Below are 26,313 nucleotides of genomic sequence, written 5' to 3'. Positions count from 1 at the left end.
TTGGGCAATGATGGCGCTACCTTAGCACAGCGCCGAATGAAGAAAACCCCTGAGGCTCAGGGGTTTATCTCCTTCATGATGGCGGGGAGAGATTAGATGACCGCCGCCAGTTCGGCGCCCTGTCTGATCGCCCGCTTGGCATCCAGCTCGGCAGCTACGTCGGCACCGCCGATGATGTGTACCGGCTTGCCAGCGGCCTGCAGACCGGCCTGCAGCTCCTTGAGGGGCTCTTGTCCGGCGCAGATGATCACCTGATCCACCGGCAGACACTGCTGCTTGTCACCCACCTGGATATGAAGCCCGTCGTCATCGATGCGCAGGTACTGCACGCCGGAGAGCATCTGCACCTTGCGGTTCTTGAGCACGGTACGGTGGATCCAGCCGGTGGTCTTGCCAAGGCCGTCGCCGACCTTGCTCTCCTTGCGCTGGAGCAGCCAGATCTGGCGCTCTGGCGCATCTATTTCAGGGGTGGTGAGGCCACCGCGCTCGCCGAGATGCTTGTCGATACCCCACTCCTTGAGCCAGTGATCACGGTGTCCATCGGCATCCATCTCCACCTTCTTCTCGACCAGATACTCAGCTACATCGAAACCGATGCCGCCAGCGCCGATCACCGCCACCTTCTGGCCAACCGGCTTGTGATCCCGCAATACATCGAGGTAGTTCAATACCTTGGGATGCTCGATCCCCGGAATATTGGGAGTACGCGGGCGGATACCGGTGGCGAGGATCACCTCGTCAAAACCGCCGCCGAGCAGGCTCTCGGCACTCTGGCGCTGACCGAGGTAGAGCTCGACGCCGCACTTCTCCAGCCGCTTGGCGAAATAGCGCAGGGTTTCGTGAAACTCCTCCTTGCCCGGGATCTGCTTGGCGAAGTTGAACTGACCGCCAATCTCGCTCGCCTGATCAAACAGGCTCACCTGATGGCCGCGCTCGGCAGCGTAGCAGGCAAAGGCCAGCCCGGCGGGGCCCGCCCCCACCACCGCCAGCTTCTTGGGCTGGGGCACGCGGCCAAACGTCAATTCGGTCTCGAAACAGGCTCGGGGATTGACCAGACAGGAGGCCCGCTTCTGCTTGAAGACGTGGTCGAGGCAGGCCTGATTGCAGGCGATGCAGGTGTTTATCTCGTCCGCCCGGTCCTCGGCGGCCTTGATGACAAATTCAGGATCAGCCAGGAAGGGGCGCGCCATGGAGACCATGTCCGCCTCGCCGCCTGCCAGAATGCGCTCGGCCACCTCGGGAGTGTTGATCCGGTTAGTAGTGATAAGCGGTACCTTGAGGTGCTTTTTCAGCTCGGCGGTCACCCAGCTGAAAGCGCCGCGCGGCACGCTGGTGGCGATGGTAGGGATACGCGCCTCATGCCAGCCGATGCCGGTATTGATCAGGGTCACCCCCACCGCTTCCAGCGCTTTGCCAAGGGCGATCACCTCTTCCAGGGTCGAGCCCTGCTCTACCAGATCGAGCATGGAGAGGCGGAAGATAATGATGAAGTCAGTGCCAACCCGCTCGCGGATGGCGCGGACAATCTCCACCGGGAAGCGCATCCGCTTCTCGAAGCTGCCACCCCAGCCATCGTTGCGCTGGTTGGTGCGCTCGCAGATGAACTGGTTGATGAGATAGCCTTCCGAACCCATCACCTCGACGCCATCATAACCGGCCGCTTTGGCCAGTGCTGCGGTGGCAGCGAAGTCGCGGATGGTGCCGCGGATCTGCCGCTCGCTCATGGCGCGCGGCTTGAAGGGGGAGATGGGCGCCTTGAGGGAGCTTGGCGCCAGACTGAACGGATGGTAGGCGTAGCGGCCCGCATGGAGGATCTGCAGCGCTATCTTGCCCCCCTCCTTATGCACGGCACTGGTCACCTTCTTGTGCTTGCTTACCTGCCAGGGAAAGCTCAGCTGGGAGCCGTGAGGCACCAGCCGTCCACGCAGGTTGGGGGCGATGCCGCCGGTGACGATAAGGCCGACGCCGCCGCGAGCACGCTCGGCATAGAAGGCGGCCAGCTTGTCAAAACCGCCCTTCTCCTCTTCAAGGCCGGTATGCATGGATCCCATCAAGACGCGGTTGCGCAGCTGGGTGAAGCCGAGATCGAGCGGGGTCAGCAGGGTTGGGTAACGACTCACGACGCCTCCAGTTAATTTTTTGTTATCAAACTGCAACTAGAGTAAAGAATCAAAAATGCTTTTTCAAACAATTGTTTGGATGATTTTTCAGCGAACAGCCGTGCCCTGAACGAAGTTAAGCGGTAACTCTTTGCGGGAAATGGCAATTGAGGGGCCAACTGGTTAATAATGAGCCCTCTTTAACCCATTAACAGGGCGATAACTCGACTATGTCTATCTTCAAAGGTCTGGGTTGGCTGTTCCGCACGCTGTGGCGCCTGCTCAATTTCACCCGGCTGATGCTGGTCAATCTGCTGTTTCTCGCACTGGTGCTGGTCATCGTCTACAGCGTTGGCCAGAAAGAGGCTCCGGAGACGCCCATCGAAGGCGCTCTGACCCTCAACCTAAACGGCGTACTGGTGGAACAGCGCAGCACGACCGATCCTACCTCGCAGCTGCTGCGCCAGATGGACAACAGCGACGAGCAGCCGAGCGAGATCCTCCTCTCCGACCTGCTGTGGGCCATTCGCAGCGCCAAGGATGACGATCGCATCAAGGCGCTGGTGATCAAGCCGCAAGGGCTGCAGGGCACCAGCTTCTCCAAGCTGCAGGAGGTAACTGCCGCCATCGACGAGTTCAAGGAGAGCGGCAAACCGGTTATCGCCATGGCCGACTTCTACAGCCAGGGCCAATACCTGCTGGCTGCCCACGCCGATCACGTGCTGCTCAACCAGAGCGGCGCCGTGGTGATAGAGGGGCTCGGCGTCTACCAGACCTACTTCAAGTCGGCGCTGGAGAAGCTCAACATCACCCCGCATGTGTTCAAGGTCGGCACCTACAAATCCTTCGTCGAGCCCTATACCCGCGACGAGATGTCCCCCGAGAGCAAGGAGGCGAACCAGCGCTGGCTGGATCAGCTGTGGCAATCCTATGTGGCCGATGTAGCCGAACAGCGGGAGATCGAACCGGATGCCGTGGCACCGGGCAAGGATCGCTTCCTCGAGCTGCTGCGCAAGGCCGGTGGTAACGCCGCCAACTACGCCCTCGACAACGGGCTGGTGGATCAGCTGGCGACCCGCGACGAGATGACCCAGGCGGTCATCAAGGAAGTGGGCGAGAGCGACGACCACGGCTGGAAAGGGGTTGGCCTGAAAGAGTATCTGGCCGCCATCCCGGATCAGTATCCCCAGAGCGGCAAGGATGAAGTGGGTCTGGTGGTCGCCAGCGGCGCCATCATGGATGGCGTCCAGCCTGCCGGCACCATCGGCGGCGATACCCTCTCCGACCTGCTGGCCGATGCTCGCCGCGATGACAAGGTGAAAGCCGTGGTCCTGCGGGTCGACAGCCCGGGCGGCAGCGCCTTCGCCGCCGAGCAGATCCGCGCCGAGCTGCTGGCCCTGAAACAGGCTGGCAAGCCGGTGGTGGTCTCCATGGGCAGCTACGCCGCCTCCGGTGGCTACTGGATCTCTGCCGATGCGGACAAGATCTTTGCCTCCCCGACCACCCTCACCGGCTCCATCGGGGTGTTCGGCATGTTCGCCACCATCGACAAGGCACTCTCCCAGTACGGCGTGCACACTGACGGCGTCGGCACCACCGACTATGTCGGCGTCGGCCTGACCCGCGCCCTGCCGGAGCACGTCGGTCAGGCGATCCAGCTGAACGTCGAGGATACCTACCAGCGCTTCGTCGGTCTGGTGAGCAAGGGCCGCGGCCTGAGCCCGGAAGAGGCGGAGAAAGCGGCTGAAGGTCGGGTCTGGACTGGCGAGGATGCCAAGGAGCTCGGTCTGGTGGATGAGTTCGGCAACCTCAATGACGCCATCAAGGCCGCCGCCGAGCTGGCTAACCTCAAGGAGTGGCAGGTCACCCCCATCGAGCAGGAGGAGTCCACCAAGGACAAGTTCCTGCGCCAACTGTTTGACAGCAGCGCTCGCGTGCTCACCCCGCAGCTGCAGAGCTGGCTGCCGGCCGGCTTTGGCAAGGCACTGAGCGAGGTGAACCGCTCTCTCGACCCGCTGACCCGCTTCAACGACCCGCAAGGCACCTACGCCTTCTGCCCGGTCTGCATGCCATAAGCGGTAGCAAACGAAGCAATAAAAACGGCGACCAGATGGTCGCCGTTTTCTTTGCCTGCCTTGCCAGTGCCTCTGCGCTGGCAGAGTGTTCAATCAGGGATTGAGACGGGTTGGCAGGCCGGTACGCTGCTCCAGCACCTGCTTGACCACGTTGGAGTCAGACTCGGCGTGGGCGATGAAGCGGGTGATGGCCGGGGTCATCGGGAGCGGCACGGCGGCGGTGGAGTTGAACTCCTCCTCGTTGCGCGACAGCGGCTCGTGCACTTCCATGTAGCGACCGCCATCCGGCTCGACCGAGGTCTTGACCGGCTGGTTGACGAACTGGACGCGGGTGCCGACCGGCACGTTGTCGAACAGATACTTGATGTCGTCGGCGCGCAGACGCACGCAACCGCTGCTCACCCGCAGACCGATGCCGAAGCTGGCGTTGGTGCCGTGGATGGCATAGAGGTTGCCGATGTAGAGGGCGTGCAGACCCATGGGGTTATCCGGGCCAGCCGGCCATACCGCAGGCAGGGTCACGCCTTGGGCGGCATAACGGCGACGGATGTTCTCGGTCGGGGTCCAGGTCGGGTTGGCGCGCTTGCGCTCTACCTTGGTGATCCAGTTCTCCGGGGTGTTGACCCCCAGCTGGCCGATGCCGATGGGCAGCACTTCCACCACGTTCTTGCCTTTCGGGTAGTAGTAGAGGCGCATCTCGGCGACGTTGATGACGATCCCTTCGCGGGGGGCGTTGGGCAGGATCAGCTGATGGGGGATGATCAGGGTACTACCCGCCTTCGGTAGATAGGGATCAACGCCCGGGTTGGCTTCCATGATGTTGGTGAGACCCAGCTGGAAGTCAGCGGCGATCTGCTCCAGCGGACGGTTGTCCGCGGGCACCACGTATTCCTGGTTCTCGCCGATCAGGCGGCTGTTGGCCGCAGGCAGAGTGTATTCAACGGCAGCGGCCTGCTGGCTGACCAGGGCAAGTGTGCAAAAAAGCGCCGAAGCGGCAGTGCGAAGGGGATTCATAAAATTCCTGTGTGGTTTCCTGTACCAAATGGGCCGGAGGCCGTCTCATCCTCGGTCTGCCGGTGGCGGGTAAACCTGCACCACGGCGCCAATAACCGAGCGCGCATTCTTTCCCGAGTCGGCCAAAATTTCAACTTTGTTGTCCCGCTTTTGTTGTTAAAAAGCGTCGTTTGTGCGGCAATCGCGCTCAAGCTGGCAAAAGCCACTGTGACACAAGGCAGCCAAACGGCGGATGAACAGGATCGGGAGGGCATGGAGAAAGCACCAGGTCACCCCGCAAACAGGGGAGGCACAGGCAAATTGTTTCGCTCATGAAACGGATATAAAAACGTTTGTTTCACCAGCAGATGCAATCTCATTTGCAGCGGGGCCGACAAAATGGCGTAAAGCGCAGCCATAGCACCGCCCGACACGATTATTTGATTGATCTGGCTCGGGTTTATGTTTACCAATGAAGCATTGCGGCCAATCAGGGAGATGAGGGGCCGCCAGCAACCACCAAGGACGAGGTTTCGCCATGCTGTCGTATCTGCTGCGCCGCACGCTGCTCATCATTCCGACCTTTCTTGGCATCACCCTGCTGGTCTTTACCGTCACCCGATTTGTGCCGGGCGGGCCGGTGGAGCGGATGCTGATGCAGGCGCAGGTGTCGCAGCATGAGGGGGGCCGCTCCGGCGGCAGCAAGGGGGCGCAGGCCCTCTCCGACGAACAGATCGAGGAGCTCAAGGCCTTCTACGGCCTCGACAAGCCGATGCTGGTCGCTTACTGGGAGTGGCTGCAGAAGCTGGCGGTGCTCGATCTCGGCGATTCGACCCGCTACTACGAACCGGTGTGGGATCTCATCAAGGAGCGGCTGCCGGTCACCGCCTTCTTCGGCGTGGCTACATTCGTGCTGAGCTACGCCGTCTCCATCCCGCTCGGGGTGGCCAAGGCGCTCAAACACAACAGCCGCTTCGATTCCCTCAGCTCCATGCTTATCTACATGGCCTATGCTCTGCCCGCCTACGTAGTGGGGATCTTTCTCATCACCGTCTTTGCGTTTCATCTGGAGTGGCTGCCCATGGGGGGCTTCCCGGGGGACGAGTACGACTCGATGACCAGCAGCTGGGAGCAGATCCGCCCCCTCTTTGCCCATGCCCTGCTGCCGCTTATCGCCTACGCCATCGGTGATTTCGCCATCCTCACCATGACCATGAAAAACAGCCTGATGGAGAACCTGTCGGCCGATTACGTGCGTACCGCGGTAGCCAAGGGGCTGCCATTTCGCCGGGCCGTCACCGACCACGCCATGCGCAACAGCTTGATCCCCATCGCCAGCCACCTGGGCTCTGTGCTCACCGTCTTCTTCGGTGGCTCCTTCCTTATCGAGACCATCTTCAACATCGACGGCATCGGCCTGCTCGGTTACGAGGCGATCGTCGAGCGGGACTACCCCACCGTGATGGGCATTCTTGCCATCACCTCCATGCTGATGCTGGTGGGCAATATCGTCTCCGACATCTGTGTTGCCATCGTCGATCCCCGCGTGCGGTTTGGAGAGTGAAGATGAGCCCTCTTTCTCTTTTTACGGTCAGATTGAAACAGCGCCATATCGCCCCCGCTATCTGCGTTGCAATCCGGTTAGTCGACCCCCGCGTACGGTTCGGAGAGTAGCCATGAACCCGGTCACCCTGAAAAAACTGAAGCGATTCAAGTTGGTCAAGCGCGGCTACTACTCCTTTATCCTGTTCACCCTGCTGGTGCTGGTCTCCCTGCTGGCGGAGCTTCTGGTCAACAGCCGGGCGCTGGTGGTGAGCTATCAGGGCACCCTCTACTTCCCCACCTACAGCGCGGTGATCCCCGGTCGTCACTTCGGTTTCGACTACGACTACGAGACCAACTACCGCCAGCTCAAGAGCCGCTTTGCCCATGAGCAGAAGGGGGATTGGGTGCTGCTGCCGCCGGTGCCATGGAACCCCTATGAGCAGGATTTCAAGGAGGATGCCTACCCCCCTTATGCCCCCAGCCTCGCCGATCGCCACTTCTTCGGTACAGATACCGGCGGGCGCGACGTGCTGGCGCGGCTGGTCTATGGCTTTCGCATCGCCATCGGTTTCGCCTTTATCGCGCTGGTGGCCAGCTACACCATCGGGGTCACCGTCGGCTGCCTGATGGGCTTTCTCGGCGGCCGCTTCGACCTCATTCTGCAGCGTTTTATCGAGATCTGGTCACAGGTGCCGTTTCTCTACGTCATCATGATCCTGGTGTCGCTCACCAAGCCCGACTTCAGCCTCTTTGTCGCCATCAACGTGCTGTTCGGCTGGATGGGGATCACCTGGTACATGCGCACCCTCACCTACAAGGAGCGGGCGCGAGACTATGTGATGGCGGCACGGGCGCAGGGAGCGAGCACAGGACGCATCATCTTCCACCACATTCTGCCCAACACCCTGATGATGATCGTCACCCTGGCCCCCTTCTCAGTAGTGGGCAACATCTCCACCCTGACCGCCCTCGACTATCTGGGCTTTGGCCTTGCGCCGCCGACCCCGAGCTGGGGGGAGCTGCTCTCGCAGGGGATCAACAATCTCGACGCCATCTGGATCGTCAGCTCGGTGGTGGCGGCGGTGAGTCTGGTGCTGATCATGGTCTCCTTCATCGGCGAGGCCATCCGCGAGGCATTTGACCCGCGCCCCTTCACCCGTTATCAGTAGGAGCTTCGCCATGTCCTCCCCCATGCTCACCGTACGCGACCTCGAGGTCACCTTTACCGTCGACGGGGACGAGCTCAAGGTGCTCGATGGCGTCAGCTTCAGCGTCGCACCGGGACAGACCCTCGGTCTGGTCGGCGAATCGGGCTGCGGCAAGAGCGTCACCGCGCTGGCCATCATGGGGCTGCTGCCCCGTCCCCACGGTCGGGTGGTAGCTGGCACCATCGATTTTGAGGGGGAGGATCTGCTCGCCCTCCCTCCCGAGCAGATGCACAGGGTGCGCGGCAACCGCATCTCGATGATCTTTCAGGAACCGATGACCGCCCTCAATCCAGTGCAGACGGTGGGGGAGCAGCTGATGGAGGTGTTTCGCCTCCATCGCCCCGAGTATGACAAGGCCCAGCGCAAAGCCGCGGCCATCGCCATGCTGCAGAAAGTGGGTATCCCGGAACCGGCCCAGCGCTTTGCGGTCTATCCCCACAACCTCTCCGGCGGCATGCGCCAGCGGGTGATGATCGCCATGGCGCTCGCCTGCGAGCCCAATCTGCTCATCTGCGACGAGCCGACCACGGCGCTCGATGTCACCATTCAGGCCCAGATCCTCGACCTGATGAAGGAGCTGCAAGCCGAGACCAGCATGGCCATCCTCTTTATCACCCACGACCTTGGCGTGGTGGCGGAGCTGTGCGATGAGGTGGTGGTGATGTACGCCGGACGGGCGGTGGAGCAGGCCGATGTCTACACCCTGTTTGCCAACCCGCGCCACCCCTATACTCACGGTCTGCTGGGGGCCATTCCGCGCCTCGATGGCCAGCCCAAACAGCTGCTCAATACCATCAGGGGGCAGGTGCCTGCCCTGCACGAGATGCCGGCCGGCTGCCGCTTCGCCAACCGCTGCCCCCACGCCAGCGAGCGCTGCAGCCGCGAAGTACCGGCTGTCGAACAGCTGGCCCAGCACCACGGCGTGGCCTGCCACCACTGGAAGGAGTTGACCCCATGAGCACGCTGTTATCGGTAAGGGGACTGACTCAACACTTTCGCCTCGGCGGCCTGCTGCGCAGGGGCTACACGGTACACGCGGTGGATGACATCAGCTTCGACCTCAAGCAGGGAGAGACGCTGGGGCTGGTGGGGGAATCGGGCTGCGGCAAGTCGACTCTGGGGCGCACCCTGCTCAAGCTGTTCGAGCCAAGCGGCGGCACCATCACCTTCGAGGGGCGCGACATCACCCGCCTCAGCCCTCGCGAGATGCGCTCCCTGCGTCAGGAGATGCAGATGGTGTTTCAGGATCCCGCAGAATCCCTCAACAGCCGCCACACGGTGGGGCAAATTCTGGAGGAGCCCTTTATCATCCACGGAAAAGGCAACACTGAGCAGCGGCGCGCCTGGGTCGATGAGTTGCTGGCCAAGGTGGGGCTGCCCACCAGCGCGCGGGATCGCTATCCCCACGAGTTTTCCGGCGGCCAGCGCCAGCGCATCGGTATCGCCCGAGCCATCGCCCTGCGCCCCAAGCTGCTGATCTGTGACGAGGCGGTCTCGGCCCTCGATGTCTCGGTGCAGTCGCAGATCATCAACCTGCTGCTCACCCTGCAGCGGGAGATGCAGCTCGCCATCATCTTCATCGCCCACGACCTGTCGGTGGTGAAACATATCTCGGATCGCATTGCGGTGATGTATCTGGGCAGGATCGTCGAACTGGCGGATGCCCAGTCGCTCTATCTGGCGCCGCGCCACCCTTATACCCAAGCGCTGATCTCGGCCATTCCGGTGCCGGATCCACGCAGGCGCAGCCAGCGCATCCTGCTGACCGGCGATGTCCCCTCCCCCATCACCCCTCCCGCCGGCTGCCATTTCCATCCGCGCTGCCCCCATGCCACGGCGCACTGCAAAAACGTGGCGCCAACCCTCGAAGGGAAGGATGAGAGCAGTCATCTGGTGGCGTGCCACACCCCGCTGACGGTCGGCAGCGATGCCAGAGAGGAGCCTACAAGCTGATTGCCCTGGAGTGAGCTGTGAGGATAAAAACCGACGAGGCGGCCATCTGGCCGCCTCGTGCTATCGGGTCAATCTGCCAACCGTCAGGCAATCTGGTAACGGCCCGGCTTGTGGTTGAGTGTCAACACCAGATTACAGATAACCGCCGCCACGATGGAGAGGGCCAGAATCCAGGGTTGCACCACGAAGAACGAGGCGATGACGATGGCACAATCGAGCCCCATCTGCAGCTTGCCCGCCCGGATGCCAAAGCGATCCTGAATAAAGAGCGCCAGAATATTGAAGCCCCCCAGACTCGACTTATGGCGGAACATGATAAGCAGCCCCATACCGATCAGGGTGCCACCGATCAGCGCCGCATAGAGGGGCTCTATCTTGCCGATCTGCAACACGCCGTTGAGGTGATCGGTCATGTAGGAGACCGCCGCCACCGAGACGAAGGTGTTGAGGGTAAAGCGCGGCCCCATTCTGAGCCAGGCGAGCGCGTAGAAGGGCAGATTGATGCCGAAGAAGAGCAGGCCAAAGCTGATGCCCGTCACCTGTTGCAGCAGCAGCGCCAGCCCGGCGGTGCCGCCGGTGAGCAGGCCCACCTGATGAAACAGGAAGATGCCGAGGGAAACAAAGCCTGCCGCGGTCAGCAGGGCCAGCACATCCTCATAGACGGGATGGGCAGTACGAGTCGAGGTGTTGTCCATAACCTGTATCCAAGCGAAGTAAAGAGAGAGTGTCTGTCGCCTGCCCTATTCGGCAGGCTGCGAGCCCTGTCGGCAGGGCTTCGTTATGAAGCCCAGTCTATTTTTTGTGAAAATGATCACAACAAGGGGGCTGCACGCCCCAATCTGGTGCCTGTCATCCGGCATTGACACTCGCTGCACCAAGATGCAGCATGCCGCCCTCTGATACCCCGCATCCCATCCGCAGCAAGAGGCGTTTTCCATGAAGGTCACCATTTTTGGCACAGGCTATGTCGGGCTGGTTCAGGCCGCCGTTCTGGCCGAGGTGGGCCATCTGATCTGCTGCATCGATGTGGATGAGGGGCGGATCGCCGCGCTTCGGCAGGGCCAAATCCCCTTCTACGAGCCGGGGCTGGCCCCGCTGGTCGAGAGCCATCTGGCCAGTGGTCGTCTGCACTTCTCTGCCGACCCCGCCGTCGGAGTCGAGCACGCCGACCTGCTGCTCATCGCCGTAGGCACACCCGCAGATGAGGATGGCTCTGCCGATCTGCAACATGTGCTGACGGTGGCCGACACCATAGGCCGGCTGATGAGCCGCCCCAAGCTGGTGGTGACCAAGAGCACTGTGCCGGTCGGCACGGCGCAGCAGGTGCGGCAGCACATTCAGGCGCAGCTACTTGAGCGTGACGTAGCCCTCGAGTGCGACGTGGCCGCCAATCCCGAGTTTCTTAAGGAGGGGGCAGCTGTCAGCGACTGCATGCGGCCGGATCGCATCATCATCGGCTGTGACAGCGAGACGGCGCTGGAGCAGTTGCGCGCCCTCTACGCCCCCTTCAACCGCAATCACGACCGGATCGTGGTGATGGATTTGCGTAGTGCCGAGCTAACCAAGTACGCCGCCAACGCCATGCTGGCCACCCGCATCTCCTTTATGAACGAGATGGCGGCACTCGCCGAGGAGCTGGGGGCCGATATCGAGGCGGTGCGCCAGGGGATGGGGGCCGATCCCCGCATCGGTTACCACTTTCTCTACCCGGGCTGCGGCTATGGCGGCTCCTGCTTCCCCAAGGATATCCAGTCCCTGCTGCACACAGCCCGCCGCGTCGACTGCGATGCCCCGTTGCTCGCCGCGGTCGAACAGGTCAACCAGCGCCAGCAGCAGAAGATGGCCAAGCGGCTGCTGAGTCACTTCGGCCCGGATCTGCGCGGCCGCTCGTTTGCTCTGTGGGGGCTGGCGTTCAAACCCGGCACCGACGACATGCGCGAAGCGCCGAGCCGCCAGCTGCTGGCCGCCATCTGGGCCGCTGGCGGCAGGGTGCAGGCGTTTGATCCCAAGGCGATGGCACGCGCCCGTGAACTTTACGGCGAGCGACCGGATCTGCTGCTCTGCCCGACTCAGGAATCTGCACTGGAGGGGGCCGATGCCCTGCTCATCTGTACCGAGTGGCAATCCTTCCGCGTCCCCGACTTTGTCCGGATGAAGAGCCTGCTCGCCAGCCCCGTCATCATCGACGGGCGCAACCTCTACGATCCGGTGCGCCTGCACCAGCAGGGCTTTTGCTACTACGCCATCGGGCGCCCTCACCTCCCTCTCGCACAGGTGCAACCATGAACTGGCTGGTGACCGGGGCCGCCGGTTTTATCGGTTTTCACGTGGCCAGCCGGCTCTGCGCGGCAGGTCATCGGGTGGTGGGTATCGACAACCTCAACGACTACTACGAGGTGAGTCTGAAAGAGGCGCGACTGGCACAATTGGCCAGCTATCCCCATTTCCACTTCGAACGGGTCGATCTGGCGGATCGCGAAGCGATGGCGACTCTCTTTGCCCATCATGGCTTCGAGCGGGTGATCCATCTGGGGGCGCAGGCGGGAGTGCGCTACTCGCTGGAAAACCCGTTTGCCTATGCCGACAGCAACCTCACCGGCATGCTGACGGTGCTGGAGGGGTGCCGCCAGCACGGTATCCAGCATCTGCTCTACGCATCCTCCAGCTCGGTTTATGGTCTGACCGACCAGATGCCCTTCACCACCGAGCAGCCGGTGGATCACCCGGTCTCCCTCTACGCTGCCACCAAGAAGAGTGGCGAGCTGATGGCTCACGCCTATTCCACGCTCTATGGCCTGCCCACCACAGGGTTGCGCTTTTTCACCGTCTACGGCCCCTGGGGCCGGCCCGACATGGCCATCATCAAGTTCACCCGCGCCATCCTCGCGGGCGAACCTATCGACGTCTATAACCACGGCGATCTCAGCCGCGACTTCACCTTTATCGACGACATCGTCGAAGGGATCCTCGCCGTGGCCGACCTGCCGCCCCGTCCCAATCCCGATTGGCACGCCAGCGAGCAGACTCCTGCCGAGAGCGCCGCGCCCTATCGCATCCTCAACATCGGTCATGGTCAGCCGGTGCGGCTGCTCGACTTTATCGAGGCGCTGGAAGAGGCCCTCGGCAAACCCGCCATCAAGCGGATGCTGCCGATGCAGGCGGGCGACATGCACGCCACCTGGGCCGATAGCGAGCCCCTCCATACCCTCACCGGCCTGCGCCCCGCCACTTCCATCAAGGAGGGGGTCGCCGCGTTCGTGCGCTGGTATCTCGACTACTACCAACCCGGCGCGTGAAATTGTCGGGCTGCAGCCCTTGGTCGCCGATGAGTTAATCCGGTACCACTGGCTTGCCACGCGTTTTAGGATGGCTGAACGCACTGTCTGCGCACCATAGCGAGGATTTGAGATGCAACAGCAGGAACAGGGTCTGATCGATGGACTGTTCGACCGCCTCAAGCAAGCGCAAGCCAGGGATAGCAAGCGAGACCAACAAGCGGATCAGCTGATCCGCCAGCATCTGGCCCAGCAGCCCGATGCCCCCTACTACATGACCCAGGCGCTGCTGATCCAGCAGGCTGCCCTTACCCGCCTCAACGAGCGAGTCAAGGAGCTGGAGGCAAGCCAAAGCAGTTCGAGCGGCGGCAGTTTTCTCTCCGGCCTGTTTGGTGGCGAGAACACTCCGCCCCCGCGCTTCACGCCGCCACCGGCAACGGCGCCTGCCCAACCCGCTTCCCGTACCAGCTCCTTTCTCGGTGGCGCCCTGCAAACCGCAGCCGGGGTTGCCGGCGGAGTCATGCTGGCCGACATGATCGGCGGACTGTTTCACAGCAACCGGCCCGAGGAGATCATCGACATCATAGAGCCAGCGCCCATTACCAATTCGGTCGATGCGGAACCGGTACGCTGGGACGGCTGGGATTCACCTCCCGATGATGGCGGCAGTTTTCTCGACGACGATAGCCAGAGTGGCGGCTGGACCGACAGTGACGATAACAACGGCGGTTTCTTCTAACCGTCAAACCATTACTGGCCCCGCATCTGGCGGGGCCCAACTTGATACGAAACCCATGACTATGGAAAGTGTGATGACACCACGGACCGGCAGCGGCATGACGCGATATACTCACTTCGCTTCGTGCCACCCGGGAGATACTCCCGACCCCAGGCGCTCTGTCCGTGGCCACGCAACACCCCCATGACGACAAGGAGCCACCTCATGATCCGAACCCTTCTCCTGATTGGCGCCGCCATCGCGGCCTATGCCCTGACCCAGAACCACAACCTGCTTCCCCTTATCAGCATGTTGATCCTGCTTTCGCTCTGGGTTGTTAGCGAAATTGGCAGCTTCTATCGCGCGCTTCCTCCCGCCGACCTGGATGAGCATGAGTATCACCACGACTTCTAACCCGATGAAAAATGGTATGAAACTCTCGCAATGCTGTTAGTTCCATACCATTTTGCTCTCTGAAATCCCCCCGCTATAACAACAGGATCCACTGCTTTCATGGCGATGGCAGCCATGTTCCTCTATATCTTCTCTACTCAAGCAGGAGATAAACGATGGGGAAGATCAGCGAAAACGGACTGTTTTTGCTGCTTTTTTTGTCGTCGCTACTGGCGGGCATTCCGCAGACGGCACAGGGCAGGGATTTCAGACAAGCCCCTAGGGCAATGACGGCGCTCAGGCAGGGGCAGGCAGCCCAGCACAGCGGCAATCTGCAAAAGGCGATTGCCCTCTACTGCGTAGCCGCCAGCACCGGCAATCCCGAAGGTTACTTCCGGATCGGGCGTCTGCTCGCCACCGGCCCCGCCTCGGTGCGCAGCGCGAAAATGGCCAACAGCTATCTCGCCATGGCGATGCGCCTTGGCAACCAGCAGGCCAGCCGCTACTACAACCCGCGGGTCGGCAATGCTCCCATGGGCGATCAGTGCGGTGTCGGCATGCGCGGCGGACAAGGGAGTTATTTCGCCCTGCCCAGCACACCGTTCAATGTCGAGGCCTATCTGGCGCGCCAGTCACCGGGCAAACAGAAGCTGGCCACCATGCTGCGCCACGCAGCCAAGCGCCATCAGGTCGATGTGCGGCTGGTGCTGGCCATCGCCATTGCCGAATCCAACCTCGAAAGCCGCGCCGTCTCCGCCAAGAATGCGCAGGGGGTGATGCAGCTGATCCCCGAAACCCAGCAGCGTTTTGGTGTCACTCAACCCTTTGATCCGGCACAGAACATCAAAGGTGGCGTCAGTTATCTCAAGTGGCTGGATCGCCGTTTCGATGGCGATTGGGTACTGATCTCGGCAGCCTACAACGCAGGCGAGAAGGCAGTTGAGCGCTATGGCGGTATACCGCCCTATGACGAGACCCGGGAGTATGTCAAACGGGTGCTCTACTTCGCTGGCCACAAGCAGCCCTGAGCGAAGTCTCAGTTGCCAGTCCGCTCGGAAGGCTGCTCCGGATTGCGACAACTATGGTTATGACCGCTACCGGCCGAATAGTGGAAGCCATAGTGGCGATAGTAGCCCACCAGATTGCTGACCAGAAACAGCCCCTCCATCAGTGCGGCGACCGGAGAGCCCACCAGCAGGTTGTTGGCCAACCAGCAGAGGGTGCCGAGCAGCATCCAGCGCCGCAGTTGGCGATCATCCGGGCAAAACGCGGCCCGGGTTTGCAGCAGGCTGGCCAGCAGCCCGATCAATGAGAGTACGCCCTGATAGGTCGCCAGCGCAGCCGCACAGGCCAACCCCATGAAAAACCACATCAAGATGCGCCTAACCAGCCAGATACTCACCAGAAAGCGCACGCTGGCCAGCAGCAACAGGCAGGCGGCCGACCACTGCCCGAGCAGGGCAAAGTGACCGGCATTGAGGACACAGGAGAGGGCCAGACAGGCCAGGATCCTGCGGCGATCCCGCAACTGAAACGACAACAGATCGAGCATCAAGGCCAGGCTCACCACCAGTTGCGACCACAGAAACAGCGACATCATCCACCCCTCGTCCGTCATTTGGATGGCGCAGCATGAAGTGGCAACCGGCAGGTGGCATTAACCCGTGTTAATGCGCCTGCGGATCCGTGACAGGGTGACCGGGCTGATGCCGATGTAGTTGGCGAGCTGTACTTGGGTCAGTCGTGCCGGCCAGTGGGGGAAGGTGTGGCAGAGCTCCCGATAACGCTCTTCGGGGGAGTGGAGCAGCAAAAACGCCTCCTTGCACTCCTTGTAACCGAGCTGCTGACGCAACAGAGCCATGCAGACCGGCTGCCAGATGGGCTCATCCAGCAGGGCGATTGGCACCCGCACCACCTGCAGCTCCGTCAGCGCCTCCAGCTGGTAGCGGGCGAGCGACCCCGTGAGCCAGCTGTCATAGAGCAGGCAAAGCTCCCCTTCGAAGTAGAACTCCTTGCAGCGCTCCTGTCCGTCCCGGGTGTAATGGCAGGCGCGAGCGATGCCCGCTTCGATATAGAAGGCAGCCTCCTGTTCGGCCCCTTGCGCCAACAGCACCTGACCGGCGCGCAGCGTCTGCCGTGGCAAACGCTGACAGAGGGCTTCGCTCAGGGCGGCGTCCAATCCCATGGCACACAAAAAGGTGGCAAGCAGGGGGGCTTGAGGAGATGGGTTCATGACGGCTCCGGAACAAAACGGCAGCCCACATCATGCCCAAATTGCACGACTGATGCAGCAAGGCGTGACCCTGTTGGCAAAGGGGGGACATAGCCGGGTGCCGCCTTTGCCCCCCCTCGTCCGTTGGTTTACAATCGACGGGTTTTTTGGAACCCGGTTGACCTGTGTCGACCTGGCCCCACCACGACATCAGTCTGTTAATGCCAAGACATTAACCTGCTGAAAAGGAAGAGAATTAGCCAATGGCTCAATTTATTTACACCATGAACCGGGTCGGCAAGGTAGTGCCGCCCAAGCGTCATATTCTCAAGAACATCTCCTTGAGCTTCTTCCCGGGCGCCAAGATCGGCGTGCTGGGTCTGAACGGCGCCGGTAAATCCACCCTGCTGCGCATCATGGCAGGCATCGACACCGAGATCGAAGGGGAAGCCCGTCCGCAGCCCGGCATCAAGATCGGCTACCTGCCGCAGGAGCCGAAGCTGGATCCGGAGCAGACCGTACGCGAAGCGGTCGAAGAGGCCGTTGGCGAAGTGAAGCGCGCCATGGCCCGTCTGGACGAGGTCTATGCGGCCTACGCCGACCCGGATGCCGACTTTGACAAGCTGGCACGCGAACAGGGCGAGCTGGAAGCCATCATCCAGGCTCAGGGTGGCCACAACATGGAAAACCAGCTGGAGCGCGCGGCCGATGCCCTGCGCCTGCCGGCCTGGGATGCCAGGATCAAGCACCTCTCCGGTGGTGAGCGCCGCCGTGTGGCACTCTGCCGTCTGCTGCTGGAAAAGCCGGACATGCTGCTGCTGGACGAACCGACCAACCACCTGGATGCGGAATCCGTGGCCTGGCTGGAGCGCTTCCTGCACGACTACGAAGGCACTGTCGTAGCCATCACCCACGACCGTTACTTCCTCGACAACGTGGCAGGCTGGATCCTGGAGCTGGACCGCGGCGAAGGTATCCCGTGGGAAGGCAACTACTCCTCCTGGCTGGAGCAGAAGGACGCCCGTCTGGCGCAGGAAGCAAGTTCCGAAGCGGCCCGTCGCAAGTCCATCGAGAAAGAGCTGGAGTGGGTTCGTCAAAACCCGAAAGGGCGTCAGGCCAAGTCCAAGGCCCGTATGGCTCGCTTCGAAGAGCTCAACACCAACGACTACCAGAAGCGCAACGAGACCAACGAGCTGTTCATTCCGCCCGGACCGCGCCTTGGCGACAAGGTGGTGGAAGTGGCCAACCTGCGCAAATCCTACGGTGATCGGGTGCTGATCGACGATCTGTCGTTTGCCATTCCGAAGGGTGCCATCGTCGGCATCATCGGCCCGAACGGTGCCGGTAAGTCAACCCTGTTCCGCATGATGTCGGGTCAGGAGCAGCCGGATTCCGGCGCCATCACGTTAGGTGAAACCGTGGTGCTCGCCTCTGTCGATCAGTTCCGCGACAGCATGGATGACAAGAAGACGGTATTCGAGGAAGTCGCTGACGGTCAGGATATCCTGCGCATCGGCAACTACGAGTTCCCGAGCCGCGCCTATATCGGCCGCTTCAACTTCAAGGGTTCCGACCAGCAGAAGCGGGTTGGCGAGCTCTCCGGTGGTGAACGTGGTCGTCTGCATCTGGCCAAGCTGCTGCAGACCGGCGGCAACGTGCTGCTGCTGGATGAACCGACCAACGATCTGGACATCGAAACCCTGCGCGCCCTCGAGAACGCCCTGCTGGAGTTCCCGGGTTGTGCCATGGTCATCTCCCACGACCGCTGGTTCCTCGACCGTATCGCCACTCACATCCTCGACTATCAGGATGAGGGCAAGATCGAGTTCTTCGAAGGTAACTTTACCGAATACGAAGAGTGGAAGAAGAAGACCTACGGCGCCGAGGCCATCCAGCCGCACCGCGCCAAGTACAAGCGTATCGCCAAGTAAGCGGTCGGTCGGCGCAAGCCGTACCATCGCAGCTGCGACCAGCGTCACAAGGGGAGCTCCGGCTCCCCTTTCTGTTGCCTTTTGGCTTACAATCCAAGACGGATAACATTGCATGGATGTACTGAAATGACCAAAAAACTGACCATCCAGATCCGGGTTGAACCCGGCTGTCTCGGGCCGGATGGCAAGGAACACATCGAAACCTTCTGCGTTGCCGCCGCCAAGATCTTCGAAGCGGTCGAGCCGGAGCTGGTGAGCTGGGTGCTGATCCCCCGTTACGACAAGAAGCTGCCGGAGCAGGAGTTCTTTCTCAACGATCTCAAGCTGAGCGAGGAGCAGGCCAGCCTCTTTCTGCGCCGCTTCGGCCGCGAGCTGGGGGAAGTGCAGGATCAGCTCGATTCGGTGCTGGCCCAGCTGGTGGAGCGCTACTTCAAAACTCTCTGATCTCTGCCCTCTCTGCGCAAAAAAAGGTTCTCCGACGAGAACCTTTTTTGTTGGCGAAAAAGCAAACGTTTGATCTTTTGCTCCATTCATTGATCCGCTTCGCAGATCCGGGGTTTGTAAACGGCGCCGCCTGTGTAAAAATGTGCGCGCTGTCACGGTATCAGGACGAGTCTGGTTACTTCTCCACCAGAAACAGGGCCATCACTCCCTCATGGATGGGAGCCTGCTCGCCTGCTGCTTATTTCACGTCACCTATTGGAATCCAACATGAATCAACCACAACAGGCCCCCACACAGGCTGCCGGGCAAGGATTGCTTGAGCGTCTGTTTGCCCTGAAGGGCCATGGCACCAACGCCCGCACCGAACTGATCGCCGGCATCACCACCTTCCTGACCATGGTCTATATCGTGTTCGTCAACCCGCAGATCCTCTCTGCGGCCGGCATGGACACCCAGGCAGTCTTTGTCACCACCTGCCTCATCGCCGGTATCGGCAGCATCCTGATGGGCCTCTTGGCCAACCTGCCCATCGCGCTGGCTCCCGCCATGGGCCTCAACGCCTTCTTCGCCTTCGTGGTCGTGGCCGGTATGGGCTACTCCTGGCAAGTGGGTATGGGCACTATCTTCTGGGGCGCCATGGGTCTGTTGATCCTCACCCTGCTGCGGGTGCGTTATTGGCTTATCGGCAACATTCCGCTCACCCTGCGGGTCGGCATCACCGCCGGGATCGGTCTGCTGATCGCCCTGCTCGGCCTGCACAACGCCGGGATCGTCGTGGCCAGCCCCGCGACTATGGTGACCGTGGGCAACCTCACTTCCCTGCCCTGCCTGCTAGGTCTGCTCGGTTTCTTCCTGATCTGCATCTTCTCCGCCCGCGGCGTCCACTCTGCCGTGCTGATCGCCATCGTGGTTACCACGGCACTGGGCTGGCTGTTTGGCGATGTCACCTTCAAGGGCTTTGTCTCCATGCCCCCCAGCATCGAGCCGGTGTTCGGCCAGCTGGATCTGATAGGCTCGCTCGATATCAGCCTCGCCGGGATCATCTTCTCCTTTATGCTGGTCAACCTGTTCGACTCCTCCGGCACCCTGATCGGCGTCACCAACCGCGCCAAGCTGGCTGATGACAAGGGGCACTTCCCGCGCATGAAGCAGGCTCTGCTGGTCGATAGCGTGAGCTCGGTCGGCGGCGCCTTTATGGGCACCTCCTCGGTCACCGCCTTCATCGAGAGCAGCTCCGGCGTTGCCGTCGGCGGCCGTACCGGTCTGACCGCCATCGTGGTCGGTATCCTGTTCCTGCTGGCAATCTTCTTCTCCCCGGTCGCTGCCATGGTGCCGGCCTATGCCGCCGCTGGCGCCCTTATCTATGTGGGCGTGCTGATGTGCTCCGAGCTGACGCGGGTGAAGTGGGAAGACCTGACCGAAGCGGTACCGGCCTTCATGACTGCGGTGATGATGCCGTTCAGCTTCTCCATCACCGAGGGGATCGCCGTGGGCTTCATCTCCTACTGCGTGATGAAGGCGGGCACCGGCCGCTGGCGCGAGATCAACCCCTGCGTACTGGTGGTAGCCCTGCTGTTCGTCCTCAAGTTCTTCTGGGTAGACGGTCACTAAGTCAGGCTTTCGCCAACAAAAATGCCAGTCAGCTGACTGGCATTTTTTATCCCAAACTATTCTCGGCCTGTGCGATGGCCATAAAAAATCCGAAACCAGTGGTTTCGGATTTTTTCTATTCAGCATGTGGCAGAGCAGGGTTGTCCCCTCGCCTGCCACATCGGCAGCAGTTACTCGGCAGCCATGCGGGCTTCGATGTAAGCCAGCGCGCGGTCGATACGGGCTAGTACGCGCTCTTTGCCGACCAGCACCATCACGGCGTCGATGGCAGGGGGGATTTAACCAGAGCGGTGATGACGACCGGCAACGTCAGGCTTACTCAGCAGCCATACGGGCTTCGATGTAAGCCAGCGCACGGTCGATACGGGCCAGTACGCGCTCCTTGCCCACCAGCGCCATCACGGCGTCGATGGCCGGGGACTGACCCAGACCGGTGACGGCTACACGCAGCGGCATACCAACCTTGCCCATGCCCTGACCCAGCTCGGCAGCGGTCGCTTCAATCAGCTCGTGCAGCGCTTCGGTAGTCCAGCTATCCAGTGCAGCCAGCTTGGTTTTGGCCAGAGCCAGCGGCTCGGCAGCCACGCCACGCAGGTGCTTCTTGGCAGCCGCTTCGTCGATCGCCTCAAAATCTTCGAACAGGTAGCGGCTCTGGGCAGCCATCTCGACCAGGGTGTTGCAGCGCTCGGCCAGCAGGGTGACCACGTCGGCCAGCGCCGGGCCATTGCTGGTGTCGATCTTCTGGTTTTCCATGTGCCATGCCAGATGCTTGGCAACATAAGCCGGATCGAGGCTGCGCATGTAGTGGTTGTTCAGCCACAGCAGCTTGTCGGTGTTGAAGGCAGAGGCAGACTTGGAGATGGCATCCAGGCTGAACAGCTTGATCATCTCTTCCAGGCTGAAGATCTCCTGATCGCCGTGGGACCAGCCCAGACGCACCAGATAGTTCAGCAGCGCTTCCGGCAGGTAGCCATCGTCGCGGTACTGCATCACGGAGACTGCACCGTGGCGCTTGGAGAGCTTGGCACCGTCGTCACCCAGGATCATGGAGACGTGGGCAAACTCAGGTACCGGCGCGTTCAGTGCCTTGTAGATGTTGATCTGGCGCGGGGTGTTGTTGATGTGGTCTTCGCCACGCACCACGTGGGTTATCTCCATATCCCAGTCATCGACTACAACACAGAAGTTGTAGGTCGGCGCGCCGTCGGTACGGCGGATGATCAGATCGTCCAGCTCGGTGTTGGCGAACTCGATGCGGCCACGGACGTGGTCATCGAACACCACTGAACCTTCGGTCGGGTTGCGGAAGCGGATCACGTGCGGCGCATCGGCCGGGTGATCGTGGGCGTGGTCGCGGCACTTGCCGTCATAACGGGGCTTCTCGCCGTTGGCCATCTGGCCTTCACGCAGCGCTTCCAGACGCTCTTTGGAGCAGTAGCACTTGTAGGCGCGGCCGTCAGCCAGCATCTCGTCGATCAGGCCGTTGTAGCGATCGAAGCGCTTGGTCTGGTAGTAGGGGCCCTCATCCCAGTTCAGCTCCAGCCATTCCATGCCCTCAATGATGGCGTCGATGGCCTCCTGAGTGGAACGTTCCAGATCGGTATCCTCGATACGCAGCACAAACTCACCGCCCTGGTTCTTTGCAAACAACCAGGAATAGAGTGCGGTACGGGCACCGCCGACATGCAAAAAGCCGGTCGGGCTGGGAGCAAAACGGGTTTTGACTTTCATCTTTAAGCCTTGTGTAGAGGGCCTTGGGCCAATTCGTTAAAAAAACCGTCGCATTTTAGCACCGACAATCACGGATGGGAAAACCATGAAGCCGCAAAGGGCAAAGTAGCGGGTTTAATTTGCGCAACGCCGCCCTGCCCCCACTGATCTTTGAAGGGGATCGCAGAACAAAATCCCCATTTCCGATTTGCTATGCATAGCGCTGGAGAGCTGCCTCCTCCTGCCGATATCCAGACAACTCTCAACGCCCCACGCAACAAGAACAAGGAAGAGACGATGCAGTTCCGCTCAATCCAGACCCGAATACTGGTCATGGCCGGGATCGCCATGACGACAGCCCTGGTCATCCTGATCCTGCTCAACCAGTACTCCGGTCAACAGACCCAGAAGCTGACCATCAGCTCCAGCCGCGCCGCCCTGCAGCAGGAGGCATGGCAGAAGGTCAGCGCCAACGCCCGCGCCGAAGCGGCCACCATCACCCAGCTGTTGCAAAAGGGGCTCTCCTACACCCAGCAGATGGCCAGCGTCTTCGCCCAGCAACAGCAGGGCAAGCTGCCGCTCGATCGTCAGCAGGCCACCGACCTGCTCAAGGCCCAGCTCGCCCTTGAGCCCCAGCTCTACGGCGCCTTTGCCGGCTTCGAGCCCAACGGCTTCGACAGTCAGGATGCCAGCTTTGCCGGCCAGACTGCGCTCGGCAGTGACAGCAAGGGGCGCTTTGTCCCCTATTTCTATCGCGACAAGGACAAGGTCGGCACCGACCTGCTGCTCTCCATCGAGAAGAGCGAGACCGATAGCTTCGGCAACCCGGCCAACGACTACTACGCCTGCCCGAAACGGGAGGGGCGCTCCTGCCTCATCGATCCCTTCAAGGTGGATATCAACGGCCAGCAGGTGCTGGTGAGCACCATCACCACTCCCATCATGGTGGATGGCCAGTTCAGGGGGATCGCCGCGCTCGATCTGGCTGTGGACTCCATCAGCCGTCAGGCCCAGTCCCTCAACAGCAACATCTATGACGGCAAGGGGGAAACCCTGATCGTCAGCGCCGCCGGCGTCATCACCGGCACCAGCGGCGATGCCAGCCTGCTTGGCAGCAGCGCCGAGAAGGTGCTGGGCAGCCAGTGGCAGCAGTATCTGAAGCCGGAACTGCAGCGTCAGGAGCTGAACAACTCGTTTCGCATCTCGGTCCCCATCATGGTGCCGGGCATGAGCCGCAACTGGGCCATCATCGTCACCCTGCCCTATCAGGTGGTGCTGGCGGGAGCCGATCAGCTGGAGAACCAGCTGGGCGAGATGAACCGCACCGCCGTGACCCAACAGCTGGTCGGCGCCTTTGTCGTGCTGGTGCTGGCGCTGGTCACCATGCTGATGATCGCCCGCAGCATCACAGGCCCCATCCGCCAGATGGTCAGTCTGGTGGATGACATTGCCGATGGCGAGGGGGATCTCACCAAGCGCCTCAACACCCGCTCGGTGGACGAGCTGGGGGATCTGGCCAAGGGGATCAACCGCTTTATCGACAAACTGCAGGGGCTGCTCGGGGATGTACTGAAAACAGCCAGCGAAGTGAACCGCCATGCCGGCGATACCGACCGCATCGCCGGCCAGACCGACACCAACCTGCAGCATCATCAGGCCGAGATGGAGCAGATGCTGACCGCGGTGCAGGAGATGTCCTACGTCAGTCAGGAAGTCGCCACCCACGCCAACAACACCGCCGACTCGGCCAAACAGGCGCAAAGCGCCGCCGATCAGGGCAAGGAGCGCTTCCAACAGGTGATCCAGTCGATGCACAAGGTCGCGGCAGAAGCCGGTAAAGGGGCCGAAGTGGTGGAAGGGCTGGCCCACGACAGCGAGCAGATCACCAGCATCCTCACCGTCATTCAGGGGATTGCCGATCAGACCAACCTGCTGGCCCTCAACGCCGCCATCGAGGCAGCGCGGGCCGGTGAGCAGGGGCGCGGTTTCGCGGTGGTTGCCGACGAGGTGCGCAAACTGGCGGGCAACACCCAGCAGGCAGTGCAGAACACCCAGGAGCTGATCGAGAAGATCCGCCACAGCTCGACCAACGCGGTCAACGCCATCAACCAGAGCCAGCAGCTGACCCATCAGGCGGTGGGCGAAGCGGATCTGGCAGAGGAAGCGCTTGGCAGCATCTACAAGGCCATTTCCACCATCAACGACATGACCTACCAGATAGCCTCAGCCGCCGAAGAGCAGAGCTCGGTCTCCGAGACGGTCTCCGGCAACCTGTCAAAAACCAACGCACTGGCCAACGACATCGCTCAGGATGCGACCGAAACGGCCAAAGCCAGCCAGGCCCTGCGCCAGGCAGCCGACAAATTGCAGCAATTATTGGGACAATTTCGTCTCAGCTGATAATTTTCCGCCTCAGGACTCTCCCCCTCGGGGGCGAGTCCGTTTACCATAGGCGGCGAAATTTGCCTGATGGCAGGCAATGCAGTGAGAGGTAAATGCCGTGCCCACCCCGGACCGTCGCCCACGTGGCCATAACAGACGAGCCCAGCAGCGTCGCAAAGACGAATCACAAGTATCCCTGCTCCATCGTATCAATGCAGCAACAGAGTCCTTGCGCCAACGATTTGGCAAAAAAGAGCAGCAGCCCGCCCCGCGCAGCCAGAGTGCCAGCACCGGCAAATTCAAGCTGAGCAGCCCGCTGCCGCGCAAGAACACCATAGGTCTGCTGATCCTGATCCCGCTCTGGCTGCTGGTGCTGGCCTGGGAGCCCGCCCCGAGCGTGCCCAAAGCGCCGCCGTCCGGTTCGCTGGAAGTGCCGCTGGCGGTACCGGCACAGGCCATGACCGTTGGCAATGGCACCACGGGCAGTGCGCCTGCCGCCGCCAAACCGGTCGAAGAGAAGGTCAATGGCACCTGGCTGCAACACGATGTGCAGGCCGGTGAGACCCTCTTCTCCATCTTCCGCAAGTTCGAGCTGCCGGGCGCCGAGCTCAGTCGCCTGATCGCCATCGAGGGGCCGGATCGGCCGCTGACCCGCCTGCAATCGGGCCGCTCCGTCTTCATTCTGGTGGATGACAGCCGCCGCATTCAGCGGGTCGAGATCCGCTCCTACGGTCAGGCCATCTATCGCTATGACCGGCAGGGCGAAGGGTTCGTCCTCAAGGAGTAAAACAAAACGGGAGGCTGCGGCCTCCCGTTTTACATCCCGATCCCTGCCAAATAAGCTACTGACTTCACAATATTTTTAGCTTGTTCAAAAAACGACAGGGGTCAAATTGACAAGGATCGGCGCTAACGTACAATCGATTGTGCTTTAGACAGGGATTGTTCTGCGTGCTACTGGGACAAAGAGACGTGGTCAGTCATGAGCCAACCCCTGCTGCAAGGCAAATGCAGCCCCACAGGGCTTAGTTTCATTTTGTTATTGATAGGATTTTGCACATGTCTGACATTCGCACCGGCCAGGTAAAATGGTTCAACGAAACCAAGGGTTTTGGCTTCATCGAGCAATCCCAGGGTCCGGACGTATTCGTTCACTTCTCCTCCATCCAGAGCGCAGGTTTCAAAACCCTGGCTGAAGGTCAGAAAGTCCAGTTCACTGTGACCCAGGGCAAGAAAGGCCCGCAGGCCGAGAACGTCACCGTTATCTAAGGCCACGCCAGTGAACATGTAGGAGGTGCCATCGGCCCTCCTATTTTTTTGCCCGCTTTTTTGCCCGCAATGTCCCCTCCCCAATCGGCAGAGCTCTTGGCGGGCTTGCCATCCCCGCCTGCAAGCCGTTTATGGCCACCACCGGCCGCTATAAATCAAATTTATGGGTTTTGGTTAAATGCCCCGGTTTTAACTTATACCGAGCGAATGTCTGTCATTCAGGCCCTGCCATGTCTGTTAGCCGACCGCAAAGGGTTGTGCCCGATCTCCGGGATGGATTTTTAGCGGGAGATGCCGTTTGGTCATATGACTTGGGATGTGCAGGGGAGAGAGAAAGCGGGCAAACGCCGGATACGACAAGTCGTCGCAGCGCGATGTGATGGGCAATTCAAAGGGATTATGAGGACTTCGAAGAGAGATTGGAGCGGGAAACGAGACTCGAACTCGCGACCCCGACCTTGGCAAGGTCGTGCTCTACCAACTGAGCTATTCCCG

Annotated in this window: 22 protein-coding genes and 1 pseudogene; 16 read left to right on the top strand and 7 right to left on the bottom strand. The window is 61.2% G+C overall.

Annotation, left to right across the window (positions count from 1 at the left end):
* Positions 1-92 precede the first annotated feature (92 nt).
* Positions 93-2,120: an NADPH-dependent 2,4-dienoyl-CoA reductase gene (locus NOM67_RS07215; RefSeq protein WP_255935409.1), complete on the bottom strand. Its 2,028-nt coding sequence runs from the start codon at positions 2,118-2,120 to the stop codon at positions 93-95.
* Positions 2,121-2,329: 209 nt separating this feature from the next.
* Here NOM67_RS07215 and sppA point away from each other — a divergent pair, with 209 nt between their 5' ends.
* A complete protein-coding gene (gene sppA, locus NOM67_RS07210) occupies positions 2,330-4,174 on the top strand; it encodes a signal peptide peptidase SppA (RefSeq protein ID WP_255935406.1) in 1,845 nt (614 codons plus the stop codon).
* 93 nt (positions 4,175-4,267) lie between these two features.
* On the opposite strand, the gene NOM67_RS07205 is transcribed toward sppA, so the two are convergent.
* A complete protein-coding gene (locus NOM67_RS07205; protein WP_041207935.1) occupies positions 4,268-5,188 on the bottom strand; it encodes a L,D-transpeptidase family protein in 921 nt (306 codons plus the stop codon).
* Positions 5,189-5,705: 517 nt separating this feature from the next.
* Between NOM67_RS07205 and NOM67_RS07200 the strand changes: the two genes are divergently transcribed.
* The 4 genes from NOM67_RS07200 to NOM67_RS07185 all read left to right on the top strand — a co-directional run bounded on the left by NOM67_RS07200 (position 5,706) and on the right by NOM67_RS07185 (position 9,873).
* Positions 5,706-6,731 carry an ABC transporter permease subunit gene (locus tag NOM67_RS07200; protein ID WP_255935403.1) on the top strand — a complete coding sequence of 342 codons (1,026 nt, stop codon included), beginning with the start codon at positions 5,706-5,708 and terminating at the stop codon, positions 6,729-6,731.
* 112 nt (positions 6,732-6,843) lie between these two features.
* Positions 6,844-7,881 carry an ABC transporter permease gene (locus NOM67_RS07195; protein WP_041207933.1) on the top strand — a complete coding sequence of 346 codons (1,038 nt, stop codon included), beginning with the start codon at positions 6,844-6,846 and terminating at the stop codon, positions 7,879-7,881.
* Positions 7,882-7,891: 10 nt separating this feature from the next.
* Complete coding sequence (locus tag NOM67_RS07190; protein WP_255935398.1) at positions 7,892-8,878, top strand: ABC transporter ATP-binding protein; 987 nt, start codon at positions 7,892-7,894, stop codon at positions 8,876-8,878.
* Positions 8,875-9,873: an ABC transporter ATP-binding protein gene (locus NOM67_RS07185; RefSeq protein ID WP_156852457.1), complete on the top strand. Its 999-nt coding sequence runs from the start codon at positions 8,875-8,877 to the stop codon at positions 9,871-9,873. The genes NOM67_RS07190 and NOM67_RS07185 overlap by 4 nt, the downstream gene beginning before the upstream one ends.
* 83 nt (positions 9,874-9,956) lie before the next feature.
* Here NOM67_RS07185 and NOM67_RS07180 read toward each other — a convergent pair whose 3' ends face one another.
* A complete protein-coding gene (locus tag NOM67_RS07180; protein ID WP_042031690.1) occupies positions 9,957-10,568 on the bottom strand; it encodes a YitT family protein in 612 nt (203 codons plus the stop codon).
* Between the two features lie 241 nt (positions 10,569-10,809).
* On the opposite strand from NOM67_RS07180, the gene NOM67_RS07175 reads away from it, so the two are divergent.
* From NOM67_RS07175 to NOM67_RS07155, 5 genes are all read left to right on the top strand, one after another.
* On the top strand, positions 10,810-12,159 hold the full coding sequence (locus NOM67_RS07175; RefSeq protein WP_255935391.1) for a UDP-glucose/GDP-mannose dehydrogenase family protein: 1,350 nt from the start codon (positions 10,810-10,812) through the stop codon (positions 12,157-12,159).
* Positions 12,156-13,169, top strand: coding sequence for an NAD-dependent epimerase (locus NOM67_RS07170; protein ID WP_255935388.1), 1,014 nt, complete (start codon positions 12,156-12,158; stop codon positions 13,167-13,169). The genes NOM67_RS07175 and NOM67_RS07170 overlap by 4 nt, the downstream gene beginning before the upstream one ends.
* 112 nt (positions 13,170-13,281) lie before the next feature.
* A complete protein-coding gene (locus tag NOM67_RS07165) occupies positions 13,282-13,887 on the top strand; it encodes a DUF2076 domain-containing protein (protein ID WP_071912423.1) in 606 nt (201 codons plus the stop codon).
* A 204-nt stretch (positions 13,888-14,091) separates the two neighbouring features.
* Positions 14,092-14,280 (top strand): hypothetical protein, encoded by a 189-nt coding sequence (locus NOM67_RS07160; protein WP_255935383.1) that lies wholly within the window; start codon positions 14,092-14,094, stop codon positions 14,278-14,280.
* A gap of 155 nt (positions 14,281-14,435) precedes the next feature.
* Complete coding sequence (locus NOM67_RS07155) at positions 14,436-15,287, top strand: lytic transglycosylase domain-containing protein (RefSeq protein ID WP_041207925.1); 852 nt, start codon at positions 14,436-14,438, stop codon at positions 15,285-15,287.
* Positions 15,288-15,295: 8 nt separating this feature from the next.
* On the opposite strand, the gene NOM67_RS07150 is transcribed toward NOM67_RS07155, so the two are convergent.
* Entirely contained in the window at positions 15,296-15,859 is a 564-nt protein-coding gene (locus tag NOM67_RS07150) for a YgjV family protein (protein ID WP_255935379.1), read from the bottom strand.
* A gap of 57 nt (positions 15,860-15,916) precedes the next feature.
* Entirely contained in the window at positions 15,917-16,492 is a 576-nt protein-coding gene (locus tag NOM67_RS07145; protein ID WP_255935376.1) for a Crp/Fnr family transcriptional regulator, read from the bottom strand.
* A 242-nt stretch (positions 16,493-16,734) separates the two neighbouring features.
* Here NOM67_RS07145 and ettA point away from each other — a divergent pair, with 242 nt between their 5' ends.
* From ettA to NOM67_RS07130, 3 genes are all read left to right on the top strand, one after another.
* Positions 16,735-18,402, top strand: a complete 1,668-nt coding sequence (gene ettA, locus NOM67_RS07140) for an energy-dependent translational throttle protein EttA (RefSeq protein ID WP_139461202.1) — start codon at positions 16,735-16,737, stop codon at positions 18,400-18,402.
* A gap of 126 nt (positions 18,403-18,528) precedes the next feature.
* Positions 18,529-18,846, top strand: a complete 318-nt coding sequence (locus tag NOM67_RS07135) for a hypothetical protein (protein ID WP_005349395.1) — start codon at positions 18,529-18,531, stop codon at positions 18,844-18,846.
* Positions 18,847-19,113: 267 nt separating this feature from the next.
* A complete protein-coding gene (locus tag NOM67_RS07130; protein ID WP_255935359.1) occupies positions 19,114-20,457 on the top strand; it encodes an NCS2 family permease in 1,344 nt (447 codons plus the stop codon).
* A 170-nt stretch (positions 20,458-20,627) separates the two neighbouring features.
* Here the strand turns inward: NOM67_RS07130 and NOM67_RS21740 are convergent.
* Both NOM67_RS21740 and gltX read right to left on the bottom strand, forming a co-directional pair.
* A pseudogene (locus tag NOM67_RS21740) lies at positions 20,628-20,711 on the bottom strand (glutamyl-tRNA synthetase); the annotation flags it as partial.
* Positions 20,712-20,772: 61 nt separating this feature from the next.
* Positions 20,773-22,188, bottom strand: a complete 1,416-nt coding sequence (gltX, locus tag NOM67_RS07125) for a glutamate--tRNA ligase (RefSeq protein WP_124930141.1) — start codon at positions 22,186-22,188, stop codon at positions 20,773-20,775.
* 276 nt (positions 22,189-22,464) lie between these two features.
* Between gltX and NOM67_RS07120 the strand changes: the two genes are divergently transcribed.
* The 3 genes from NOM67_RS07120 to NOM67_RS07110 all read left to right on the top strand — a co-directional run bounded on the left by NOM67_RS07120 (position 22,465) and on the right by NOM67_RS07110 (position 25,818).
* On the top strand, positions 22,465-24,567 hold the full coding sequence (locus NOM67_RS07120) for a methyl-accepting chemotaxis protein (RefSeq protein ID WP_181364322.1): 2,103 nt from the start codon (positions 22,465-22,467) through the stop codon (positions 24,565-24,567).
* A 100-nt stretch (positions 24,568-24,667) separates the two neighbouring features.
* Entirely contained in the window at positions 24,668-25,336 is a 669-nt protein-coding gene (locus NOM67_RS07115) for a LysM-like peptidoglycan-binding domain-containing protein (RefSeq protein WP_042031703.1), read from the top strand.
* A 272-nt stretch (positions 25,337-25,608) separates the two neighbouring features.
* The gene (locus NOM67_RS07110) at positions 25,609-25,818 is read left to right on the top strand and encodes a cold-shock protein (protein ID WP_005297820.1); all 210 of its coding nucleotides are present in this window, start codon (positions 25,609-25,611) and stop codon (positions 25,816-25,818) included.
* Positions 25,819-26,313 lie beyond the last annotated feature (495 nt).

The organism is Aeromonas sp. SG16, assembly GCF_024436135.1.
GTDB lineage: Bacteria > Pseudomonadota > Gammaproteobacteria > Enterobacterales > Aeromonadaceae > Aeromonas > Aeromonas jandaei.
This window is presented reverse-complemented; position numbering and strand designations above follow the sequence as displayed.